The organism is Fusibacter sp., assembly GCF_057447755.1.
The window spans coordinates 1-5,711 of the sequence record NZ_JBVBZF010000233.1; the positions used below are offsets into that span (position 1 = coordinate 1).

The 5,711-nt window shown below is 38.8% G+C and carries 6 protein-coding genes; all 6 read right to left on the bottom strand.

Translation table 11 applies throughout. The features are described from left to right. The coding region (locus AC220I_RS17255; RefSeq protein ID WP_486725107.1) for a segregation and condensation protein A at positions 1-674 on the bottom strand (674 nt) is incomplete at its 3' end. Further along, complete coding sequence (locus tag AC220I_RS17260) at positions 664-1,869, bottom strand: tRNA nucleotidyltransferase/poly(A) polymerase-related protein (RefSeq protein WP_486725108.1); 1,206 nt, start codon at positions 1,867-1,869, stop codon at positions 664-666. The genes AC220I_RS17255 and AC220I_RS17260, both read right to left, overlap by 11 nt. 136 nt (positions 1,870-2,005) lie before the next feature. Continuing rightward, entirely contained in the window at positions 2,006-3,307 is a 1,302-nt protein-coding gene (locus AC220I_RS17265) for a pyrimidine-nucleoside phosphorylase (protein WP_486725109.1), read from the bottom strand. 13 nt (positions 3,308-3,320) lie between these two features. Continuing rightward, positions 3,321-4,142, bottom strand: a complete 822-nt coding sequence (locus AC220I_RS17270) for a purine-nucleoside phosphorylase (protein WP_486725110.1) — start codon at positions 4,140-4,142, stop codon at positions 3,321-3,323. A gap of 36 nt (positions 4,143-4,178) precedes the next feature. Then, positions 4,179-5,351 carry a phosphopentomutase gene (locus AC220I_RS17275; protein WP_486725111.1) on the bottom strand — a complete coding sequence of 391 codons (1,173 nt, stop codon included), beginning with the start codon at positions 5,349-5,351 and terminating at the stop codon, positions 4,179-4,181. 140 nt (positions 5,352-5,491) lie between these two features. Then, positions 5,492-5,711 (bottom strand): tyrosine-type recombinase/integrase (locus AC220I_RS17280; RefSeq protein WP_486725112.1); only part of this gene is annotated, 220 nt, incomplete at its 5' end.

The following is a 5,711-nucleotide window of genomic DNA, read 5'->3' on the forward strand; positions in this document are numbered from 1 at the left end:
AGTTTTAGAAGCTCTAACAAGGCCAAAAAGGTCACGACGATCTCTTCCTTAATGATCTCCTCACCAAAGAGTTCTGAAAACAAAAAATTATCACTGGTCTTTAGGCGTTTCCGAATGCCCTTAAGCTTTTCCTCTACAGTAAAAAAGTCACGCTTGATCCCCTTAAAGAAGCCTTTTCGATGTTCGTCAAACCTATCAATCTTGGCCATTAGCCTTTGAACCGCTTCAACTAAAAGGTCACTCTCTAGATTGCTGTTAAGGTCTTCTATCGAAATCTTTCTGACGTATTGACCAAGCTCTTCTTGGTCCTTAAAAATAACCTCATCCAAAGTCCCTTCACTTGCCCTTAACTTTTCTGCAGCTTCTTTAAAGCGTTTATATTCAATCAATCGCTTGACAAGCTCTTTCCGAGGGTCCATATCTGAATACTCATAATACTCCATTGGATCGTTTTTATCTGGGAGCAGCATTCTAGACTTAATTTCAATCAAGGTAGCTGCCATCACGAGAAACTCCGTTGAACGTTCCAGGTCTAAATCCTTAATAATCTCCAAATACTGAGATGTGATCTTAACGATGGGAATATCGTATATGTCTATTTCATCTTTGGAAATCAAATGAAGTAATAAATCCAGTGGTCCTTCAAATGCTTCAATCTGTACATCAATACTCATTTTTTATACTCTCAATATATTTTATTTCATCTTCAAGACTCATCTCAATCCGATGATCGATTTTATACTTTAAAAGTGCATCCATCATAAGACGCATTTGACCATTTTGAGGAATGCCAATTCGAATCAAATCATTCCCCCTGACCCTTAACTTATATCTTGTCTGCAGGCCAAGAAACTGCCCTACTAGACCGCTATGCTTGACACACAGAAGATTCAAAGTCTCAATTCTCTTATTATACAATAGTTTGTAAAGATTATAATCATTAATTTCTAAACTTGAACAAAAGAGTTCTAGAGTCCCATTAAATTCTCTATGGCATTTTTTGATTTGGTCATCAACCCCATACAGCCATTCTATGTGATCATAAAATGAAAGCATTAAGACCGTTCGCTTATGCTGGTCTCGGTTTAAACCTTCAATAAGCTTAAGAGGTCTCTGTTTTCCGACAGCCTTCCAGCCCGTATTTATAAGCACCTCTAAATTTAAATGCCAATGCTCTGTCTTAAAGAGCTTTGCAAGCTCCATCTGCATCCTTGAAAGTGGCAAACTAGATAATCGGTCGAGTTTGATACACTCAAGCATATGTCTTTGTGTTTGGTCCTCAATTGTAAAGTCCAATTGATTTTTCAATTTAAGTGCCCTTAAGACTCTTGAAGGATCTTCGTAAAAACTGTTAGCCTGCAAGATACGAATTCGTCTGCTGCTGAGGTCCGTCATAAAAAGAGGATGACTCGCATACAGATTAGCACCTATGTAATGCTTTAAAGCATCAAGATTATCTCGCTTGTCCACATAATCGCTCAAGTGACCACAAAGTATTTCATCATATTTAACGTAAGCGGTATTAACCGTAAAATCCCTTCTGGCGATATCCCATTTTAAGGTTGAAGGTGAATATATATAAGTCTCTTTTTCAAGGTCATAGGTTTCTCTTCGAAATGTGGCAATATCAAAATGAAAATGGTCCGAGCTTTCAAATCGCATGGTTTGATAGTCAGAGCCAACAGCTTTAGGGATAATACCACTAATAAGCTCAAACAATGCTTCAATTTCACCCTCAAAAGTAAAATCTAGATCTATAGAATCTTTACCTAAAAGCACATCTCTGATAAATCCTCCTACGAGAAAGAGCTGCGTAGACGACTTGCTCTGATAATTCAACATAATTTGCAATAAATCTTTCGCTTTCATATAGACACCTCTTACTATATTATAAGGCAAATCAGCCAATTATCAAAATAGGTTTTAGTGCCTATTAAAAGACAAAAAAGTTTGATTTCAGAGTGTCTAAATTTGAGCATCTCTAAAATCAAACTCTTATTGAATTCTATTGCACAATTTCATAAATATATTTAACCGGTTCAGGTTCCTTATTACTGAAAATAAATGCAGCTCTAACAACCTTCTCAGCTTCAATGGTCTTGTCTTCATTGGTATGGAGTACGCAGAGCACATCTCCTAAATTCACATGGTCACCAATCTTTTTCTTTAGTGTTATCCCTGCCGAATAATCGATTGGATCTTCCTTTTTCTTTCTACCGGCACCAAGCATCATAGCCGAGATGCCAACCTTTTCTGCATCAAAGCCACTGACATAGCCCTCAATATCAGCTCTTACTTCGATGTGCTTCGAAGCAACTGGAAGCTTTTCAGGATGTTCAATCATATCAGGATTTCCACCTTGAATGCGAACAAAGGTCTTTAATTTTTCGATGGCTTCACCTGATTTAATAAGCTGTTCAAAATAAGCATGTGCTTCTTCTATTGTATCATAAGCGCCACCTAGAACTGCCATGTAAGAAGCAATGGTCATCGCAACTTCAGTCTCATCCTCAGCGCCATTTCCCTTGAGAACCTCTATCGCCTCGTAGACCTCGTTAGCGTTGCCGACTTCATGACCAAGAGGCTGGTCCATGTTTGTAATAACCGCCACTGTTTTTCGGCCTAAGTGGTTACCGATTTCAACCATTGTCTTTGCAAGTATTCTAGCGTCTTCAAGTGATTTCATAAAGGCCCCTGATCCCACTTTTACATCAAGGACAATTGCATCTGCTCCAGAAGCAATTTTTTTACTCATAATTGAGCTTGCAATCAAAGGAATACTATCTATAGTACCAGTAACATCTCTTAGGGCATAGATTTTCTTATCAGCAGGCGTCAAATCACCAGACTGTCCTACAATCGCCATTTTATGTTCATTGACATTTTTAATGAACTCATCACCTGATAATTCGATTTTAAAGCCCTCAATAGACTCCAGCTTATCCACAGTTCCACCAGTATGGCCCAAGCCCCTACCAGACATCTTGGCAACTGGTATTCCACATGACGCTACTAATGGCGTTACAATCAAGCTGATTTTATCACCCACACCACCTGTGGAATGCTTGTCTACTTTTATGCCTTCAATAGCAGACAAATCAACTGTATCACCCGATCTAACAAATGCATCCGTTAAATTTGAAGTTTCTTCTTTGTCCATGCCTTGGAAATAGATTGCCATGAGCATTGCCGACATTTGATAATCAGGCACTTCACCTCTCGTGTAGCCTAATACCACAAAATCAATTTCTTCTTTTGTAAGTTTTTCTCCATACTTCTTTTTATTGATTAAATCCACTATTCTCATGCGAATCCTCCTGTTAAGCTATTTCGACAATTTTTTTGACAAGCGCAATGAACGTTTTCTTCACAAGATTTGCCGTTTCAACAACTTCCTCGTGGTTTAGCGCAGTCGCTTGGATGCCGGCAGCCATATTGGTGATACAAGAGATTCCGGTAACCTTAAGAGACGCATGTGCGGCTACAAGCGCTTCAGGTGCTGTTGACATACCAACGGCATCGCCACCTAAAATCGCAGCCAATTTTACTTCAGCAGGGGTTTCATATGCAGGACCTGTGTTATAGAAATAAACGCCTTCTTTAAGGTTTATGCCCATATTTTTCGCTTCTTCAAGAATACATCTGTTAAAATCCTTATCATAGATATTTGAAGCATCAGGGAATCTTGGTCCAAGCTCGTCTTCGTTTTTACCCATTAAAGGACTTGCACCTGTAATATTAATATGATCTGTAATCAGCATTAAATCACCTGCACTAAAGGTCTTATTGACGCCACCAGCAGCATTGGTCAAAATGAGGTGTTCAACACCAATGGCTTTCATGACACGTACTGGGAATGTAATTTCCTTCATGCTATAGCCTTCATAATAATGGAACCTACCCTGCATGGCGATTACAGTTTTACCATTGAGCTTGCCCACCACGAATTGGCCAGCATGGCCTTCAACCGTAGAAACCGGGAAGTGAGGGATCTCATTGTACTTTATACGAATAGGTGATTCAATTTCATCTGCTAATATGCCAAGGCCTGAGCCAAGCACTAAACCGATAACCGGTTTTTCATCGAGTTTAGATTCAATATAGCCTTGAGCTTCTTTTATTTTCATTAATAAATTGTCCATTTAAAACTCCTTCTTCTTTTCTTTGACCCTTAACTACTATTTTAAAATTTGTGCCTTAAAGCTTTTACCATGAGGTGTCTGCGGAATATTGAGCATGTCAGAAACAGTTGCAGCAATATCTGCAAAGGTCTCAAGTGTGCCTAGGTCCACATTTTCTTTGATGGGTTCGCCAGCAACGAGCACTGGTATATATTCACGTGTATGGTCTGTACCCTTATAAGCTGGATCGTTGCCATGGTCAGCAAGGAAAATGATGACATCGTCAGATTTCATGGCTTCAAACAGTTCAGGTATTCTAGCATCTAGGGCTTCTAGGGCTTCTCGATATCCCTTTACATCTCTCCTATGACCATATTTCGCATCAAAATCAACAAGGTTCGTGAAAAGAATGCCCTTAAAGTCTTGCTTCAAATAATGGATTGTTTGGTCGACGCCATCCATATTATCTTTTGTGTGAACATCTTCAGTGATGCCTTCACCATCGAAAATATCAACGATTTTACCAACTGCTTTAACTTCAAGACCATTGTCTTTTGCCATATCAAGCACTGTTTTGTCAAATGGTTTTAAAGAATAATCTCTTCTGTTTGAAGTTCTTTCAAAATGGCCTGGCGTACCGATAAATGGTCTTGCAATAACTCTTGCAACTTGGTCCTCACCCATCAACATATCTCGAGCAATTTGACACATGCTGTAAAGTTCTTCTAGTGGAATAATATCTTCGTGGGCTGCAATTTGAAATACACTGTCTGCTGATGTATAAACAATTGCATTTCCAGTTTTCATATGTTCTTCACCAAGTTCATCTAAGATCACAGTCCCAGATGCAGGTTTATTACACACGACCTTCCTGCCAGTCTTTTCTTCGAATTCTTTAATGATATAATCCGGAAAACCATCAGGATAAGTCTTAAAGGGCTGGTCTATAAGTAGGCCAGCAATCTCCCAGTGACCAGTGGTGGTATCTTTACCGTTTGACGCTTCTAAAGAACGGCCAAAAGCGCCTAAAGGTGATTTAACAGCCTCAATGGCATCCACACCCTTAATATTTCCAATTCCTAGCTTTCTTAAATTAGGAATCTTAAAGTCATCTGTACTGCTGGCAATATGACCAAGTGTGTTTACATCGATATCGCCGAACTTTTCTGAATCTGGTAATGCGCCAATACCCACACTATCTAGTACGAATAATATAACTCTGTTAATCATAGTAACCTCCTAATCGTAATCGTAATCTTAAATTAAATCCATCGAAAGTCAAAACCCAGTTTTAGATTTCGCCTTCCCATTTAAACACATTAGACTCTTTAAAGTCTGAAATAGTGGTATACAACAAAACAAGAGCCTTTTTAGGCTCTTGGGTGTGTTTTTTCATAAACGTTTCTGATCTTGGAATTGGACATTTCGAGATAGATTTGAGTTGTTGACACATCTGAATGGCCAAGCATTTCTTGAACAGCTTTCAAGTCTGCACCATTTTGTATAAGATGTAATGCGAAAGAATGTCTTAAAGTATGAGGTGTAATGCTCTTTCTAATATCAAGCTCCTCAGTATACCTCTTGACCACC